Source organism: Enterococcus sp. DIV0170, from assembly GCF_051710765.1.
In the GTDB taxonomy this organism is placed as follows: Bacteria; Bacillota; Bacilli; order Lactobacillales; family Enterococcaceae; genus Enterococcus_A; species Enterococcus_A raffinosus.
In genome coordinates this window covers 2,507,905-2,525,465 of sequence record NZ_JBIOLG010000001.1, presented here as the reverse complement: position 1 = coordinate 2,525,465, position 17,561 = coordinate 2,507,905, and the positions used below count along the sequence as shown (strand labels likewise).

General features: G+C 40.0%; 18 protein-coding genes. 10 read left to right on the top strand and 8 right to left on the bottom strand.

The window, feature by feature from the left end; all coding sequences use genetic code 11:
* Positions 1-111 precede the first annotated feature (111 nt).
* The 3 genes from IGI50_RS12180 to IGI50_RS12170 form a co-directional block, all read right to left on the bottom strand.
* Positions 112-420 (bottom strand): hypothetical protein, encoded by a 309-nt coding sequence (locus IGI50_RS12180; RefSeq protein WP_010745615.1) that lies wholly within the window; start codon positions 418-420, stop codon positions 112-114.
* A gap of 87 nt (positions 421-507) precedes the next feature.
* Complete coding sequence (locus tag IGI50_RS12175) at positions 508-1,557, bottom strand: sensor histidine kinase (protein WP_438777085.1); 1,050 nt, start codon at positions 1,555-1,557, stop codon at positions 508-510.
* Entirely contained in the window at positions 1,554-2,228 is a 675-nt protein-coding gene (locus tag IGI50_RS12170; protein ID WP_010745617.1) for a response regulator transcription factor, read from the bottom strand. Before IGI50_RS12170 ends, IGI50_RS12175 begins: the two co-directional genes overlap by 4 nt.
* 130 nt (positions 2,229-2,358) lie before the next feature.
* Here IGI50_RS12170 and IGI50_RS12165 point away from each other — a divergent pair, with 130 nt between their 5' ends.
* Positions 2,359-4,707, top strand: coding sequence for an ABC transporter ATP-binding protein/permease (locus IGI50_RS12165; RefSeq protein ID WP_438777084.1), 2,349 nt, complete (start codon positions 2,359-2,361; stop codon positions 4,705-4,707).
* 43 nt (positions 4,708-4,750) lie between these two features.
* On the opposite strand, the gene IGI50_RS12160 is transcribed toward IGI50_RS12165, so the two are convergent.
* Positions 4,751-5,944, bottom strand: a complete 1,194-nt coding sequence (locus tag IGI50_RS12160; RefSeq protein WP_438777083.1) for a YdcF family protein — start codon at positions 5,942-5,944, stop codon at positions 4,751-4,753.
* A 204-nt stretch (positions 5,945-6,148) separates the two neighbouring features.
* On the opposite strand from IGI50_RS12160, the gene IGI50_RS12155 reads away from it, so the two are divergent.
* Positions 6,149-6,634, top strand: a complete 486-nt coding sequence (locus IGI50_RS12155) for a GyrI-like domain-containing protein (protein WP_222225786.1) — start codon at positions 6,149-6,151, stop codon at positions 6,632-6,634.
* 86 nt (positions 6,635-6,720) lie between these two features.
* Here the strand turns inward: IGI50_RS12155 and IGI50_RS12150 are convergent, their stop codons facing one another.
* The 4 genes from IGI50_RS12150 to IGI50_RS12135 form a co-directional block, all read right to left on the bottom strand.
* Positions 6,721-8,013, bottom strand: a complete 1,293-nt coding sequence (locus tag IGI50_RS12150; RefSeq protein ID WP_438777082.1) for a serine hydrolase — start codon at positions 8,011-8,013, stop codon at positions 6,721-6,723.
* A gap of 153 nt (positions 8,014-8,166) precedes the next feature.
* Positions 8,167-8,961, bottom strand: coding sequence for a TPM domain-containing protein (locus IGI50_RS12145; protein WP_438777081.1), 795 nt, complete (start codon positions 8,959-8,961; stop codon positions 8,167-8,169).
* On the bottom strand, positions 8,958-10,031 hold the full coding sequence (locus IGI50_RS12140) for a TFIIB-type zinc ribbon-containing protein (protein ID WP_438777080.1): 1,074 nt from the start codon (positions 10,029-10,031) through the stop codon (positions 8,958-8,960). The genes IGI50_RS12145 and IGI50_RS12140 overlap by 4 nt, the downstream gene beginning before the upstream one ends.
* Before the next feature lie 30 nt (positions 10,032-10,061).
* The gene (locus tag IGI50_RS12135) at positions 10,062-11,297 is read right to left on the bottom strand and encodes an SPFH domain-containing protein (protein ID WP_222225783.1); all 1,236 of its coding nucleotides are present in this window, start codon (positions 11,295-11,297) and stop codon (positions 10,062-10,064) included.
* Between the two features lie 182 nt (positions 11,298-11,479).
* Between IGI50_RS12135 and dnaX the strand changes: the two genes are divergently transcribed.
* From dnaX to IGI50_RS12095, 8 genes are all read left to right on the top strand, one after another.
* Entirely contained in the window at positions 11,480-13,225 is a 1,746-nt protein-coding gene (dnaX, locus tag IGI50_RS12130; RefSeq protein ID WP_438777079.1) for a DNA polymerase III subunit gamma/tau, read from the top strand.
* 91 nt (positions 13,226-13,316) lie between these two features.
* Positions 13,317-13,631, top strand: a complete 315-nt coding sequence (locus IGI50_RS12125) for a YbaB/EbfC family nucleoid-associated protein (RefSeq protein ID WP_438777078.1) — start codon at positions 13,317-13,319, stop codon at positions 13,629-13,631.
* Positions 13,632-13,659: 28 nt separating this feature from the next.
* A complete protein-coding gene (gene recR, locus IGI50_RS12120) occupies positions 13,660-14,256 on the top strand; it encodes a recombination mediator RecR (protein ID WP_010745627.1) in 597 nt (198 codons plus the stop codon).
* Positions 14,257-14,319: 63 nt separating this feature from the next.
* Positions 14,320-14,964 carry a dTMP kinase gene (tmk, locus tag IGI50_RS12115; protein WP_010745628.1) on the top strand — a complete coding sequence of 215 codons (645 nt, stop codon included), beginning with the start codon at positions 14,320-14,322 and terminating at the stop codon, positions 14,962-14,964.
* Positions 14,965-14,976: 12 nt separating this feature from the next.
* Positions 14,977-15,306 carry a cyclic-di-AMP receptor gene (locus IGI50_RS12110; protein ID WP_010745629.1) on the top strand — a complete coding sequence of 110 codons (330 nt, stop codon included), beginning with the start codon at positions 14,977-14,979 and terminating at the stop codon, positions 15,304-15,306.
* Position 15,307: 1 nt separating this feature from the next.
* Positions 15,308-16,246, top strand: coding sequence for a DNA polymerase III subunit delta' (holB, locus tag IGI50_RS12105; protein WP_010745630.1), 939 nt, complete (start codon positions 15,308-15,310; stop codon positions 16,244-16,246).
* 26 nt (positions 16,247-16,272) lie between these two features.
* Positions 16,273-17,085: a PSP1 domain-containing protein gene (locus IGI50_RS12100; protein ID WP_222225780.1), complete on the top strand. Its 813-nt coding sequence runs from the start codon at positions 16,273-16,275 to the stop codon at positions 17,083-17,085.
* Entirely contained in the window at positions 17,085-17,432 is a 348-nt protein-coding gene (locus tag IGI50_RS12095; protein ID WP_438777593.1) for a DNA replication initiation control protein YabA, read from the top strand. The genes IGI50_RS12100 and IGI50_RS12095 overlap by 1 nt, the downstream gene beginning before the upstream one ends.
* The last annotated feature ends 129 nt before the right edge of the window (positions 17,433-17,561 follow it).

Sequence of the window (17,561 nt, the reverse complement as noted above, 5' to 3'; positions counted from 1 at the left end):
TGATTTGAAGACAAGTAAAAAGTGCTGGCAGAAAATCGGGTTCGATTTCCCACCAACACAAAATATTATAGAACCTTAAAAAATAGACATCCGTTTAAGGATGTCTATTTTTTAATTTTGATATTCAGCAATTGGCCGATAAGTTAAGACCTGCATTTTTCGGTAAAAATCAGCTGGTAGATTTTTCCACGACTCCAAAAGATTGTGGAAAAAACCTCCTTCAGCATTAATAATGTATTCATTTAATAAAAGACCAAAAGATTTTTTTGGTTTTTCTTTGACTAATTTTTCATAAAACTCAGTTGCTTGCTCTGGATTATCAGCGACAAAAAGAGTATTGACTTCAACATAAGCGCCTTCGATGTTTTGTGTTTCTTCGACAAAATAGACTGATTTAGTAATTTTTTGTCCCTCCATCATATGAGCCATCCTTTCTTATAAGTTACTCATAGCTTACAAAACAAATATTAACTAACTGTGAATTTTGAGATGCTTTAACTCAAATATTTATGAAGATTTTTGGTTATTTGGCAAAAATATTTTAAAAACACTTCCTTGATTGAGGGAACTGTTGACTTTTATTGTTCCTTGGTGTAGCTCGATGATTTGTTTTGCTAAAGCTAAGCCTAAACCATTGCCTTTAGTTTTTCGACTCGTATCACTTTGGTAAAACTTATCAAAAATGCGACTCGACACCTCGTTAGTCATACCGATCCCTTCATCGCTGAGAGTGATTACTTTCCCATCTTCTACATCACTTAAATGAACATGAATACTGCTGTCTCTTTGACTGTATTTAATGGCGTTATCCATTAAATTCAGCCACACTTGATAAAGAAATTCTTCATTTCCATTGTAAATCGTATGAGGCAAATCTAAATCCAATGTTAGATTTAACTGCTCCCACTTCGGCTGAAGGAATAGGATGACTTCACGAATTTGTTCGTCTAATCGAAAGGGTTGAAAATCTAATCCCAAGCCTTGATTTTCAAGTTTGCTAAGCTTCAATATGTTATCTGTCAAATGTGTCAGCTGCTGCGTGCCATCTAGCATGCGTTCCAAATAATTTTGACGTTCTTCCTTAGATAAAGAGTCGTCTTGCAACAGCTGTACGTATCCTTTGATTGTAGCAATAGGTGTTTTAAATTCGTGAGAGACGGTAGAAACAAAATCATTTCGTAAGGTTTCAATGCTGCTGAGTTCTTTTACCATAACGTTAAAATCATGATAGAGTTCCTTCACATCCTCCATTTGCTGTTGTTCATCTAATTGGATTGCGAAGTCGCCCTTTGAAACTTTACTCATGGCTTGTCTCAAATCACCGATAGGCTGCAAAATACGTTTGCCGACAAAGAATGAAAGGGCAGCACCAATCACTAAACTCAAAAAAATGATGAAATAAAATGGAAAAAGGTGACCTTCTCGCTCGGGGGCTAGCAGCTGATAGTGATTGACCGTAAAAAGCAGACCCACGAAAACAGACAGAACGATGACCATCATTAAAAAGGTAATTGCGACGAAGTATATCCATAGTTGGGAAAATAATTTCTTTCTCATGTGTGGATGACCGCCTTATAGCCTAGCCCGCGAATGGTCTCAATCGAAAAATTAGGATTTGTTTCTAAACGCGTACGAAGCCGTTTGATGTGAACATCAATCGTTCGTTCATCAGTATCCGAATCTAGCCCCCAAATTTCGTCCATTAATTGTTGCCGAGTAAAAATTTTATTTGGATAGGCAAGTAATTTATAAAGAAGCAAAAATTCTTTCTGTGGTAACGTTTCAGTTAGTGAGGGTGTTTTAATTTGATAGGTTTCCTGATCAAGACGGGTATCACCAATGGTCAACTCTTTCGTATGAACAATTTGTGCTCGCCTTAATAAGGCGTCGACACGTAAAAGCATCTCATTTACATCAATCGGCTTTACCATATAATCGTCAATACCGATCTTAAAGCCGCGTTTCTTATCTTCAAAAGAATCTTTTGCCGTGATAAAAAGAATCGGAAGATCATAGTCTGCTTCTCGCAAACTTTCAGCCAATTCATAGCCATCCATGTCAGGCATCATGATGTCACTGATGATTAGGTCTATAAATTGTTTGTCCAAAATATCTAAGGCTTCTATGCCGTTCATCGCACGAAAAACTTCAAAGCGTTCGTTTTTTAAAGCGGATTGATAAAGTAAGGATAAGTTTTCATCATCTTCCACGATAAGTATTCGATTCATTTGCGTTGCCCTCCCTTTTGCTTAATAATAGTATCAAATCACTGTGAACCTAGTATGAATTTTTGTTCATTTTGAGTTAATAATGCCATGCTATCTTGGCAAAGTAAACTAAGAGAAAAAGGGTGACGCAATGTTAGAGTTAAAGGATATAAAAAAATATTATCATGTGGGGGATACGACCACGAAAGCTTTAGATGGTGTATCTGTCGCATTTCGTCGACAGGAGTTTGTCGCGATTCTAGGTGCCAGCGGTTCTGGTAAGACCACTATGTTGAATGTAATCGGGGGATTAGATAACTATGACTCAGGAGACATGGTGATCGATGGGAAATCGACGAAAACATTTAAGGATTCAGATTGGGATGCTTACCGAAATAATTCTATTGGCTTTGTTTTTCAAAGCTATAATTTAATCAGTCATTTGGGTATTATTGATAATGTGGAACTTGGAATGACCTTGAGTGGCGTTTCGAAAGAAGAAAAGAAACAACGGGCTGAAGATGCGCTGAGACGTGTCGGCTTAGAGGATCACATGCATAAGAAGCCTAATCAGCTTTCTGGCGGACAAATGCAGCGGGTCGCGATTGCACGAGCATTAGCCAACAATCCAGACATTTTACTTTGTGATGAGCCTACTGGTGCATTGGACACAGAAACCAGTGTACAGATTATGAATTTGATCCAAGAGTTATCAAAGGAAAAATTGGTTATTATGGTAACCCACAATCCTGAATTGGCAAGTAAATATGCGGACCGTACCATTCGATTTTCTGATGGTCGGATCATGGATGACTCTCATCCTCATATTGAAGGGAAAAAAGGCGAACAATTTCAGCTAAAACGCACGAAAATGAAATTCATGACTGCCTTGAAGCTTTCCTTTAATAACTTGCGGACGAAAAAGGGACGGACCTTCTTAACAGCCTTTGCTTCAAGTATTGGAATCATCAGCATCGGGATTGTCCTATCTCTATCAAGCGGCTTCCAAAAGCAAATTGATAGTACTCAAGCAGAAACGATGGCGAAGTATCCAATCACAATCTCAAAAACAACCACCGATCAAACAGCCAATCGAAATCAAGCGCTGGGATCGGAAAAAGCCAGTGGGGCAAGTAAAGAAAATAAGAACAATATTGTTGCAAAAATCAGCGATGAAGATAAAGCCCAGCATACAAATAAAATTAATCAAGACTATGTAGATTACATTAATGATATAGATCCTAAGCTGAGCAATAATATCGGATTTACTCGTGTTGTGGGAATGAATCTTCTACGCGATGTAGACGGCGATGTAAAACCAGTGAAATTATCGAACGAAGCACCTGATAGTGGTCCTTCAATGATGAGTGCGATGTCTAGTATGACAGGAATGGGCGTATCCTCTTTTCCAACACAGTTAGATAAGAATTCAGGGAATTTCTTAGAGGACAACTACAAGCTCTTGTCAGGAGCTTATCCAAAAAGCGATACAGATGTTGTATTAATTGTGGATGCGAATAACAGCACCAATATCAACTCATTGAAGAATCTAGGCTTTGATGTCAAAGATGGTGAGAAAATAGATTTCGATAAAATCGTGGGAACGGAATTTAAACTAATTAATAATAATGAGTATTACACAAAGCTTCCAACAGGCAATTTTATTCCCAACAATGATTACAAAGCGATGTATGATAATGCCAATAATGATACGCTGAAAATCTCTGGTATTTTACGAGTAAAACAATCTTCGACGATGAATCTTTTAGCACCGGGGATTGCTTATAGTAATGAGCTAACCTCGAAAATCGTAAAAGACAATGAGAACTCAGAAATTGTTAAAGCGCAAAAAGAGACCGATACAAACCTCATGACGAACGAGAAACTAGATGATACAACGAAAGATAGTACAATTGCTTATCTAGGTGGAAGCAGCATTCCAAGCAGCATTATGATTTATCCGAATAATTATAAGGATAAGGAACAAATTTTGAGTTATTTGGATGATTACAATAAGGGTAAGAAAAAAGAAGACAAAATCATCTATACTGACTTAGCAGGAACAATGACAGAGTTAACCGGGGGATTGATGGACGCCATCACGTATGTCTTGGTAGCTTTCGCTGGTATTTCGTTAGTAACCAGCATGATCATGATCGGGATCATTACGTATACTTCAGTAATTGAGCGGACGAAAGAAATTGGTGTATTAAAAGCGTTAGGAGCGCGGAAAAAGGATATTACACGTGTATTTGATGCAGAGACCTGTATTTTAGGAGTTGCCTCAGGAACACTGGGTGTCGTCATTGCTTATCTAGCGACATTCCCTATCAACGCGATTTTATACAACATGACCGAATTAAAGAACGTTGCCCAATTGAATCCCGTTCATGGAATCATCTTGATTGTTGTTTCAACAGTCTTGACGATGATTGGCGGACATATTCCGGCAAGAATGGCAGCGAAAAAAGATGCTGCAATTGCTTTGCGAGCTGAATAGAAAAAGAAGGAATGCCGAGATTAAGGCATTCCTTCTTTTGATTTTATCCGATAAAAAGATAATTGATTACTGCCAGAGCAATAAAACCTAAGGCAATCAGTCCACAGACAAAGAGATGAAGGCGTTTATTCATCAAGGCAACGGCAATAAATTCTCTTAGAAACGCATTCGGTAAATAATAGCGTGCGGTTTTTGAACCGATCCCGTCGATCTTTAAGCCAACCTCTTCAGCATACATCCCTGCACGGAAAATATGGTAATTGTTAGAAGTGAAGATCGCGTGATAGCCTGACGGGTTTTCCCGTTCCATAATTTCTTTACTGAAACGCATATTTTCAAGCGTATTCGTTGATTGAGCCTCCATTAGGATATCTTCATCTGGAATTCCTTGCTCCAAAGCATATTCCCGCATAGCCTGTGCTTCCGGAATTTTTTCATCCGGTCCTTGTCCACCGGACATTAAAAGCTGCGGCGGCGACAACGTCTCTTCGCTTTGCTTTTTATAAAATTGAATGGCTCGGTCGATCCGTTTTGCTAATAAAGGAGTAACCTTTTCACCACCAATTAATCCAGCACCTAAAACAACGATATAATCTTGATTGAATTTTGGTTGATTAAATTGATAAATGACAGAGATGGATAAAAAGTTCCAAAAGACAACAAAAAAATAAAAAGCAATGGTGGTAGGAATGGATAATAAAATGACTGACCAGTTTGGTAGAATTTTCGGTCCATAAATTTGCATGACTATCAATGCAATAATTGCCAATGCTAAGATTAATGTTAACAAATTCGGCAGTCTTCGCGATTCGTGTCGGAGAACAATAAAACTATTCCCAATCAAAAAAATAATCGCAGCATATAGGCCAAATAGAATAACAATTAAGAAAAGAACGGCTAATATGGCAAGAATTCCCGCGCCAATCAGTGAGCCATTTGTAGCTGTAACAATAGCGACATAGCCCATAAAGCTAATGAGCATTAAGTTAAACAACCACCCGTTTCTTAAGCGACATTTTTCTTTAAAGTAGAAATAGCAGAATAGTAAAAGAAAAAATAATGGAATTAAAATGAAGAATGTCCGATTTTGTATTTCAAGGATACAAAAATATAAGAGCATAAAAATCCCTGTCCAAATAAGAAATCGACTTAGCCGCTTTCCTTTGAAACGAATCCATAAGCCAATTAGTACAATAAAATAAAGAGCCATAGCAATGAAATCTCTTTGCATGCCCAAGTGTATCACGCCTTTCCAAGTTTAAAGATACGACAATTTATGAATGCTCTTCTGCTTCCATATCGTATTTAATAAAATTTCGATAAAATTGTCTATTTATTTCTCTATGTCAGTATACCAAAGAAAAGAGTAAATACTTAGTTAGGAACTATTAGTTGGTTTTATTTTGGAAGATTAGTAAAATTGTGGGGAGGGGGAATGAGCATGGAGATAAAAGGAGTCAATCGTGTAGATCTGCCAACGACTTTTGTCATCGGTAAAGAAGGAAGCGGCTTATCAGAAGATAGCGCATCATGGGTTCCTTTACTATGGGATCAGATGAATAGCCATTTTGAAGAAATAGTGGATCTTTTAGCGGATCAAGAAATGAAAGATTTGCATCTATGGGGACTGATGAGTGACAGCGAACACTGGTTAGAGCCATGGCAAGAAGAAGGACGCTATTTGGCTGGCGTTCAAGTACCAGAAGAGGCTAAAGCTCCAGAAGGTTGGGTACGTTGGGAACTGGCGCCAATGAGCTACTTGACAGTAATGGCCAGTGCAGAAAAAATTGAGGAAGCGACCAATCTAATGTTGGGAGAAATCTTTCCTCTAGAAAAGCTAGAACTTGCTGGAGCAATCCAGGAACATTATTTACCGCATTTTGCAGAAGGTGAAGTTGAATTATATTTTCCTTTCAAAGCAAAATAAAAAAATCGGCTTCACTCTCGAATACTTGGAGTGAAGTCGATTTTTTTTATCATCTTGCCTTTTCAAACGATGTCAAAAGCTTTTTATTAGGCAAACAGCCCAGTAATTTTTTGCCAAATTAATTCAAAGGTGCTGGCTTTTTGAACCTCATTCTTTGTTACAAGATCAGTCGTTGCTGCCTCATTTTCTTGAACATAACCTAAGGTATCTTGTGTCAAGGAAACACTGACAGTACCGAGTTTTTCATTTTTGTGAACAGGAGCAATGACAGCATTATTGTCTAATAAAGATTGATCTAAGGTAGTCTTAATCGTTAAGTTTTTTGGGTCCATGTCATTTCGTACCCAAAGTTTGACGGGCTTTTCCATAGCTAGACCAACTGTTTTTTCCTTGCCTTCAGTGACTTTCAGTTCTTTTTTGTCTGTCGGTGTTTGACCTGCGACAGTCACATCCTGCTGACTCCAATTATTTAAGCAGTAATCCATCAACTTGCCCGTTTCTGCGAAGCGCGCATTTTCATCGTTTGGCTGATCTAAAGCATTTAAGATGACGGTAATAACACGGCGACCATCTTTTTGGATCGTACCGACAAAACATGCGCCGGCAAGATCAGTTGTTCCGGTTTTTAGACCATCGACGCCTTCTTTATAGTTGGGGCCATCAAATAGCATGACGTTCCAATTCTTCATTTCATCTGGCTGAGAGGTATTGGGAGCGAAAGTTTTTTCTTTGATTTTTGAAGTTTCTAAGACTTCAGGGAAATCTTTGATTAAATGCTGCGCAATAATGGCTACATCACGAGCAGACATCAAATTCTCATCGTTTTCCTGCGTTCCTGGATACATATGTTCACCGAGGTAGACATTACTTAAACCAGAAGAATTAATGATAGTTGCATCTTTAATGTCCCATTTCACAAGCTGCTCGCGCATTTGGTTGACGAATGTATGCTCATTGCCAGCAATTAATTCAGCCAAAGCCACCGCACAGGCATTTGCTGATTGAACAATCATAGCCTCAAAAAGATCCTTGACCGTGTATTTTTGACCACGGACTAACGTAACATTGGATAATTCAGGGACTGTGCTCAGTTTTTCAGCATATTCTGAAATCGGTACTTCTTGCTCCCAGGTAATTTTTTGTTGTTTAATTGCGTCTAAAACGAGGTATGCCGTGATCGTTTTAGTGATGGAAGCAATGCCTTTGGGAGTATCACCGTCTTGGTTGAAAAAAACTTTTCCTGAGTCAGCGTCAATGGCGTATCCCGCATTAGCATTGACAGAAAAGTCGTCAGCTGCTCGGGCGGAGATTCCTATGAGGCTTTGGAAAAAGAGTACCAGGACGACCAAAACAAGGGGGAATCTTTTCTTTTTATTCATTGGTGGGCTCCTTTACTTCTATTAACCATAAAAGTTTAGCAAAATCATAGGGTGAATTCAAGAAAATACATGAAAACACATGAAAACACTAGAGTTTTTCATTAATTCTGAAAGACTCTAGTGTCAGATGATAACATTTTTTATTTTATTTGTTTAAAAGCTGCGTCCGCCTCCACCAAAGGTTCCGCCGCCACTGGAATTTGTCGTGCTGCCGCCACCTCCGCCTCCGTTGTTATTGGAAGGCTTTGGAATTCGACGAGTGGTGACAAAGGAGTTGACCAATTGATCTTGGCGTTCAGTTAGATCCAATTGGGCATTTTGGCGATAAGGGTAGCGATAGGTTCCAGTCTTCAGTTGATAACGTAAGCGCACAGAGACGAAGAATCCAATTGCCACAACTGCTGCAATGATCACACCAATCGTAAGTTCAACAGGGGTGATTGACTTGTAATAAGTGATTTTACCAGTTTTTTCATCTTTTCGATAGGAACCGCCAGGGACACCGGCATCAACAAAATCTTTAGCATTAGATAGGTAAGCGGCACTGGCTTGGTAGTAATTGCCATCCTTCATCGCAGCGGTCACATCATCTAGAAGCTGATCTCTCCGCTTATCAGTAATAAAATCGATCATATTCCCTGATGTTGATAGATAAATTTCCCGTTGATTCATATCCAATAAAAGCAATGCGCCATTATTATTTTTTCCAACCCGATCCATTAATTGCTCATTAGCGTACTTTCGTGGTTCTTCGGAATTAGTCGTTGTTGTTAGGATAAAGACTTCGCCTTTGATTTCTTTATTGATGGCATCTGCTTGCTTCGATAGCTCTGTTCGTTCTTCTGGAGACAGCAGGTTTGCTTGATCATCTACTGTATCCGAGGCAGCAAAAGCTCTTAACGGATTGAACAGTGCGAGAAAGCCTAAGAGTAAAAGGAGTTTTTTCATAGCAAATAATACCCCACAATCATTGCGATTATCAGAACAGTCGCGAATATTGCTCCAGAAAACAGACCTAAGCGTTTGTTACTAATTGGCAGCACGCCGCTGACTTTTCCTGTTTGTCCGTTCATGGCATAGTAATATGTTTTATCAGAGGCATCTTGATACGTTACCAGCCAAACAGGCAGCAGCATATAATGATTATCTTGCTTTTCAACATCAACGGATTTATTACTTGGTGTGAACGTAGTATAACCAGAAACGGTATCACGCAGTAAATCTTCCGTGTAGTCCTTCAATTCATGGTTGATCTGCTCAGCAAGATCTTGGATTTCTATATCTCGTTTTTCCGCTTGAAAACCTGATAGGTACTCTGTGTGAAAGTCTACAGCTTGATCAATTGGAAAGGGCTGGACGCCTTCAACCATTTTTTGCTGTATGTTTTTCTTCAGCGCGTTCTTAGTCAGATGCTTGATTTTTGCTTTTCCTTTACGAAAAATCTGATAAACTTTCGTTTCGGTATATTCGATCTCACCAACGATCCATACACGCAGAGAAGTTCCTTTGCCAGTCAAATTTCCAGAGGTTTCAGCATCTACGACCCAATAAGGAAAATAGACACCCGTCATCTTCTCAATCTGTTGCTCGTTAAAGAAATCTTTCGGTACGAACCGTTTTTTCTGAGTCCATGCCAAAAAATCAGCGACCGCTTTTTTGCGATCAATTTTGAAAGGCAATACTTTATTTGGTAAAAATTCACCAGTCAAACGTCCCGACAAGACAACGGGGTTATGACAAAAGTAGCAATAGGTGGCGGCAGTAGTATGATCCGTAACAATTTGAGCACCGCAACTGGGACAGAGAAAAAGATCCATGTCGCTATCAGTTGTTTCAGTAGAGCTTGTCGGCTCAGAAGAAGCTTCTACGGTCGTATCAGGATTCTTCGCTTCAAATTTTTCAATATCTGCTACAGTAAAAATACTCAAACAATAATCACAGTGGAATTTTTGATCACTGGGATTAAACGTCAAAGGTCCGCCACAGTTGGGACAGTGATGTGTTAATACGTCTGCCATGTACAAGCCCTCCTGTAGATAGTGGTAGTTTTAGTCTAATGGAACAGCTTTAAAGGGTTTGCCGCAATGAGGACAGAATTTTGGCACACCATTGCTTAGATCAACAACTTCTCCGCATTCACTGCATTTCATTTGAATCTTTGCTGCTGTAGCTGGAGCAGGTTTCGGTTCGCCGCAGTTGCTGCAGAATTTACCAGTATTTTCTTCTCCGCATTTTGGACAAGTCCATTGATCGCCTGCAGATTTTTGTTGTGCTTGTTGGTTCTGCTGCATTTGCTGATTGTTACTCTGCGATGCTTGGTTAAGGAAGTCGCCGCCAGCATTCATCCCCATCCCCATTCCGAAGAAGCCTGTAGCGGCTCCTGCGTCATTTTTACCAGCAGCTTCCATACCTCGGGCGACTGAGCCTTGAACATAGCCTTCACGAACATTTGGGTCTCCTAGCATAGCACCTTCATTCCGCATATTGATCAATTTTGTGGAATCATCTGTGTAAGAGATGCTGGCGACAGCGACAGATACAATCTCCATGCCACGCAGTTCCTTCCAACTGTCATCCAGTACGTCAGATAAGTATTTACTTAGCTCCATACTTTTTGACGGCACATAAGAAATACGTTGACCATCCGCGGACATTTGATTAATTGCCGCTTGTAGCCCAGTTAGAAATTCTTGCAGATATTGTTCATTGATATCGCTGATGTCCACTTGATCCATGTTTCGTGGAATGGCATTAGCGAAGAATAGAATTGGGTCCGTTACTTTAATCGAGTACGTTCCGTGTGCTCGCAAGAATAGCTCCGCATTGTAGAAATTATCAAAATAATTCAAAGGCGTACTAGTTCCGAATTTGATGCCTTTAATTTCTTGCAGATTTATATAGAATACTTGTTGTTTCTGTGGTGTCACACCGCCAAATTTGAAACGGCTAAAGGTTTCAGCAACAGCTTCCTTTAATGAGCCGTTGAACATTGAAGGAGCAGAATTGTTCTCCACCGTGTAATAGCCTTCTTCAGCAGTATAGTCGATGATTTTTCCGCCATCGACAAGAAGCATCATCATATTTGGATAAACGTGAATAACAGAGCCATCTGTAATCACGTCACTGGTTCCTTTTTTATTGCTGCCGCGTTTGTCATCTTTTCTTACGGCGACGCCTTTTGACATGACCGTAGTCTGTCCCATATTGGCTGGTTCAATAATTTCTAGCCACTGATCAGCAAGGCCTCCGCCGATACTGCTAGTTGCTGCTTTAAATAGTCCCATGAATATCCCTCCATAAAAACGTTTTTTCTATTATACCACAGGGTTTTTTCGAAACAGAAAGGATGCAACCGGACAGATTAAAAGACGTTAAACAATTGAAGCGAACAATTGGTTTCTATAGTTTTTTTGTACAAAATCACGTATAATAAAAAGCAGTGATTTTGAAAGAAAAGAGGAAAATTATGGCGTATCAAGCACTTTACCGCGTTTGGCGGTCGCAGCGTTTTGATGATTTAGTCGGACAAGAGGCAATCACAAAGACACTGAAAAATGCGATCCAGCAGCAGAAAACTTCCCACGCCTATTTATTTACCGGCCCACGCGGAACAGGGAAGACTAGTGCGGCGAAAATTTTTGCCAAAGCCATCAATTGTCCCAACAGTGTTGATGGTGAGCCTTGCAACGAATGTGAGATGTGTCGTTCTATTACTGAAGGACGGCAAGAAGATGTGATTGAAATTGATGCTGCAAGCAATAATGGTGTGGAAGAGATCCGCTTTATTCGTGATCGCGCGAATTACGCGCCAACTGCGGCTAACTATAAAGTTTATATTGTTGATGAAGTCCACATGCTTTCGACAGGTGCCTTTAACGCGTTGCTAAAAACGCTGGAAGAGCCTAAAGAACATGTGATTTTCGTATTAGCGACGACAGAGCCTCATAAGATTCCTGCAACGATTATCTCAAGAACCCAACGATTTGACTTCAAACGAATCGATGTTCAAGCAATCATTGGGCGGATGGCCTATATTCTCGAACAAAGTAATCAACCCTATGAAGAGCAGGCCTTATCCGTGATCGCCCGTGCGGCAGAAGGCGGTATGCGGGATGCTTTGAGTATCTTAGACCAAGCAATCTCCTTTAGTAATGAAACCATTACTTTGGAAGATGCTTTGGCTGTGACTGGCAGCCTGACGACTGAAATGATGGATAGCTTCATCGGAGCTTGTCTACATCAGGATGTCAGCGGGGCACTGGAGGTCTTAGAGGGCATCCTGTCTGAGGGAAAAGAAGCTCGTCGATTGACAGAAGACTTACTATTGTATTGTCGGGATCTGTTGATTTATCAGCAAGCTCCCAAGCTTCTGGAGAACCGCGCTGCTTACTTAACAGATACGTTCAAACAACTAGCGGAATCGACACCTTCTGAACGTCTATATGTGATGATTAAGCTTTTAAGCGAAACACAAAACGAAATTCGCTTTACAAACCACGCCAATGTCTATTTGGAAGTGGCCACTGTTAAAATGGCAACACCACAAACGACTGAGGGTGCTCTATCAATAGAACAGCCGATGAGTTCAGCGGCACCAGCTGTGACAAACCCAGCGGATCAATCAGAATTAGTAGCATTGAAAAGTCAATTGCAGCAGTTACAAAATGATTTGCAGCAATTAAAAGCCAATCCAACAGTTGAAAAAGAAGAGCGGAAAGTAACGCCGAAGAAAACAACTAGCAGCTATCGCGTACCAACTGAGCGAGTTTATCAGGTACTGAGTGAAGCAACGAAAGATCATTTGATGAATGTAAAAAATGTTTGGGAAGATCTATTGATGGCTTTACCTGTGACGCAGCGTGCGATGCTAAAAGCTAGTGAACCGATGGCTGCTGGTCCGGGCTTATTACTAGTCGCTTTTGATTATGAGATTGTTTGTCAGAGAGCGGACAGTAGTGAGGAACTGCGCTTGAATATGCAGAACAGTTTGAGTATGATGGTCAAAGATTATACCCCGGACTTTGTCTTCATTACTCGGGAGAGCTGGCCAAGTCTAAGAAAAGCGTTTGTCAGTCAGCATCATGACCGTCCAGTAGCGGCGGAATCAAATGATACTGAAGAAGAGATCAGTCTGATACCGGAAGAAACAAATGAAGTCGTAGAACAAGCCAAAAGCCTCTTTGGTGAACTTGTAACAATCAAGGATGACTAGAGACGGACACGGTTTTCGTAAAGTTAGTAAATAGCATGTTAAAAATGAATCGTAAATTAAGTTAAACACGAAGAAGGAGCGAATAGATAAAATGATGCGCGGAATGGGAAATATGCAAGGCATGATGAAACAAATGCAAAAAATGCAAAAAGAAATGGTAAAGGCTCAAGATGAGTTGAATGCGAAAGAATTTACAGGTAACGCGACCAATGATTTAGTAACAGTGACGTTCACTGGAGATAAAACGATGAAATCAATGAACATCAATCCTGAGTTGATTGATCCGGAAGACCCTGAGATGCTGCAAGATATGATCGTTTTAGCGGTTAATGATGCGATTACTAAGATCACAAAGGAAACTGATCAAACAATGGGGAAATACACAAAGGGACTTCCTGGAATGTAAGCGACTTTGTTCAGAGAGGAAGGACAGAATGCAATATCCAGAACCAATTGCAAAGCTGATTGAAAGCTATATGAAGCTTCCGGGAATCGGACAGAAGACCGCGACGCGCTTAGCTTTTTTTACGATTGATATGAAGGATGAATCGGTCAACGAGTTTGCACGCTCATTAATCAGTGTGAAACGAGATTTACGTTTCTGCAGTATTTGCGGAAATATTACCGAGGAAGATCCATGCGAGATTTGTTCGGATACGACTCGTGATCGCAGCACGATCTTAGTTGTAGAAGAACCTAAAGATGTTATGTCAATGGAAAAAGTACGTGAATATCACGGTCTATATCATGTGCTTCATGGGGTGCTATCCCCCATGGAAGGGACAGGACCAGAAGATATTAATATCGCGCCATTAATCAAACGGCTTCATGATGATGAGGTCAAAGAAGTGATCATAGCAACAAATGCTACCACCGAAGGCGAAGCGACAGCTATGTATCTATCACGTTTAATTAAGCCTGCTGGAATCAAAGTAACACGATTAGCTCATGGCTTATCAGTCGGCAGTGATATCGAGTATGCAGATGAAATCACGTTGTTAAAAGCAGTGGAAGGACGCCGCGAACTATAAACATATTGCGGCGTCTTTTTGAAAAAGAGACAGAAGATCAAAATTATTTGGGGGATAAAAAAAGTGAACGGATTATTTATTACGATTGAAGGGCCAGACGGTGCAGGAAAAACGAGTGTACTGAATGAACTTTATCCAAAATTACAATTGACGGCGAAACGATCAATTGTCAAAACGAGAGAACCTGGAGGCATCCCGATCGCTGAAAAAATTCGTCACGTGATCCTTGACCCAAGTAATGACCGAATGGATGATCGAACAGAGGCGTTGCTTTATGCAGCAGCGCGCCGTCAGCATCTAGTGGAAAAAGTATGGCCCGCACTTGATGAAGACAAAATCGTTTTATGCGATCGCTTTGTTGACAGCTCGTTAGCCTATCAAGGGGCAGGTAGAGGGATCGGCATAGAAGAAGTTGCCAAGATCAATGAATTTGCTATTGAAGGAACAATCCCTGATATCACACTGTATTTAGATGTTGATTCAGACACTGGATTACAACGAATCATGAAGAACCGAACCAATCAAATTGACCGTTTGGACTCGGAAGGGTTACAATTTCATCAGAGGGTCCGACATGCTTATTTAAAATTAGCGGATGCAAATCCAGATCGGATCATAAAAATCGATGCTCGGAAACGTTTAGATGAAGTCGTGAGAGATTGTTTTTACGAATTGTTGACACGTTGTCCAGACTATTTCCAATCATGAGAGGTGTAAACTATGAAACTTATTTTAGCGATTGTTCAAGACAAGGATTCTAACCGCTTAGCCAATGAATTTATTGACGCCAACATTCGAGCAACAAAACTATCTTCTACTGGTGGCTTTTTAAAAGCAGGTAACAGTACATTCATTATCGGGATTGAAGACGAACGAGTAGAAGATACATTGGCGTTGATCAAAGAAACATGTCAAGCGCGTACACAATACGTCACGACACCAGTGACATTGGATATCTCCCTAGATGGACAGGTCCCTTATCCTGTTGAAGTTGAAGTCGGCGGTGCGACAGTCTTTGTCTTGCCTGTCGAAGGCTTCCACCAGTATTAAGATGGAAGAAGCACAAAGACTGCAGTCAATTCAGCCAATTGTTTTTCGTCAATTACAAAATAGTTTTGAGCATGGGCGTTTGGCCCATGCTTATCTTTTTGAAGGCGATCAAGGGACCGGTAAAGCGGAGCTGGCGCTATGGTTTGCCAAGCATATGTTTTGCTTAAATTTACAAAATGAAATGCCTTGCGAAAAATGTAATAATTGTCTGCGAATTACTAGTAAAGATCATCCCGATGTAGTAGAAATTGAACCTGATGGCCAGTCTATCAAGGTCGATCAAATTCGTGCATTGCAAAGTGAACTGGCTAAAAGCGGCTTTGAATCTGCGAAAAAAGTCGTGATTATCCACCAGGCTGAAAAAATGAATTCAAACTCAGCGAACAGCCTATTGAAGTTCTTAGAAGAGCCACCTGCGAATTTTATGATTATTTTGGAAACTCAATCATTAGGAAAAATACTCCCAACAATTCGTTCACGTTGTCAAACCATTCATTTTCAGGCGTTGTCCACAGAACGACTGCAATCACGTTTGGAATCTGAACAAATCCCTGCGAAAACCGCGAAACTATTAGCAAATTTAACAAATAGTTACGGAAAAGCTGTTGAAATCTCAAAAGATGAATGGTTTAATGAATCTAGAGATGTTGTTATTCAATGGTTTAATTATCTCGAAAAAAATGATCCGCAAGCGTTTATCTATGTTCAAAAGAAGTTGGTAAAGACATTCAAGGACAAAACGCAACAACAGTTTGCCTTTGAAATGTTAGCGTATTTCGTCAAAGAAAAACGTAATCAAGTGATGAAACAAAATCAAACAGCTCTAAAGACGTACAATTATCTGTTGGAAGAAGTTTTGTCAGCCAGTCGAAAACTAGAAGCGAACGTATCATTCCAAAATATCGCAGAACAAATAACGTTGCGCATTGTGTTTGCTTAGCGTTATTTAAGAGAGTAGGGAGAACCATGGTTGAAGTTGTGGGTGTTCGTTTTCGTGATGCCGGTCATATCTATTATTATGCACCGGGGAAAAATGAATATTTTTATAATGATAAAGTCTTGGTCGAGTCGCAGCAGGCGCACCAGATTGCGACAGTGGCAATTCCAAAAATAGAGATAGCAAAAAAGGATTTATCAGATGATTTAAAGACGATTTTACATAAAGCATCTGATAAGGAATTAAAAAAGGTAGCTCAAAATGAAGCTGATGCAGAAGCAGCTTTTAAAGTCGCGAAGGAAAAGATTCGTGCCCATGAGCTAGAAATGAAGCTGATCCAAGTAGAATATACTTTTGATCGCAGTAAAATGATTTTCTATTTTACAGCTGATGGACGGATCGATTTCCGCGAATTAGTAAAAGATTTAGCAGGTGTTTTCCGCACACGGATTGAACTGCGACAAATTGGTGTACGCGACGAGGCGAAAATTCTTGGAGGAATCGGACCTTGTGGGCGGCCATTGTGTTGTTCGACCTTTTTAGGGGATTTCATTCCAGTTTCGATTAAAATGGCTAAGGATCAAGGGTTATCATTGAATCCAACGAAAATTTCTGGGCTTTGCGGTCGCTTAATGTGCTGTTTGAAATATGAAAACGGCGAATACGAGGCAGCAAAAAAGGAAATGCCTGATTATGGTAAAGAAATCAATACACCTGAAGGACGTGGGAAAGTCATCGGCTTGAATCTACTGAGTAAGGTAGTAAAAGTACGGCTATTCGGTCGCGATGCGACAGTAGATTTTGATTATCAAGAACTTGTTGAAGCAGGTGATGTATCATGATGGATCGACGTTCCTTGTACGATGGCTTAAATCAATTAGAGCAAGAGATGAATAAAAATCTTGAAGATTTGGTATCTATGAAAGAAACCTTGCTTGACCTTGTTGAGAAGAACGCGACATTGGAAATGGAAAATGAACGCTTGCGGGAACGAATTCGCGAGATTGATGAAAAGAAATCGCCCGTCTTAGATGAGCGCCAGGAGCTTTCAGAATCTCGTTTAAATCTTGAAAAGATTTACGAAGACGGATTCCATGTGTGCAATTTGCTCTACGGATCACGCCGAGAACAGGATGAGCCATGCGCATTTTGTTTAGATGTCATCTATCGTGAGAGCAAACAAAAATAAATAGAAAATCGTTTCTGAAGTAAATTGCTTCAAAATCGCTTTTTATTCAATATTAGTGGGTATGACGTTGCTTAGTCACACCCGCTTTTTCTTTATGACTGTTTAGATATACCTACATTTATTTGTATA